The 562-nt window shown below is 56.0% G+C and carries 1 rRNA gene (cut by a window edge); it reads right to left on the bottom strand.

Annotated elements, in window-relative coordinates:
• A 23S ribosomal RNA gene (locus AO065_RS20355) occupies positions 1–562 on the bottom strand; its annotated part reaches 792 nt to the left of the window's first position; the annotation flags it as partial.

Here is a 562-nt window from a genome sequence, read left to right as displayed (position 1 = left end):
GGGGGCTATTGCGTGAATGCCGCAGCTTCGGTGGTGTACTTGAGCCCCGCTACATTGTCGGCGCAGGATCACTTGACCAGTGAGCTATTACGCACTCTTTCAAGGGTGGCTGCTTCTAAGCCAACCTCCTGGTTGTCTTCGCGACCCCACATCCTTTTCCACTTAGTACACGCTTAGGGACCTTAGCTGGCGATCTGGGCTGTTTCCCTCTCGACTACGAACCTTATCGCCCGCAGTCTCACTGCCGCGCTCTCACTCACCGGCATTCGGAGTTTGGCTGATTTCGGTAAGCTTGTGGGCCCCCTAGACCATCCAGTAGCTCTACCTCCGGTGAGAAACACGCGACGCTGCACCTAAATGCATTTCGGGGAGAACCAGCTATCACGGAGTTTGATTGGCCTTTCACCCCTACCCACAACTCATCCCCTCAGTTTTCAACCTAAGTGGGTTCGGTCCTCCACGACGTCTTACCGTCGCTTCAACCTGGCCATGGGTAGATCACTCCGCTTCGGGTCTAGAGCATGCCACTGACTCGCCCTATTCGGACTCGCTTTCGCTACGG

The organism is Pseudomonas viridiflava (assembly GCF_001642795.1).
In the GTDB taxonomy this organism is placed as follows: Bacteria; Pseudomonadota; Gammaproteobacteria; order Pseudomonadales; family Pseudomonadaceae; genus Aquipseudomonas; species Aquipseudomonas viridiflava.
The sequence above is the reverse complement of the archived record's forward strand: the minus strand, read 5'-3'. Positions and strand labels throughout refer to the sequence as shown.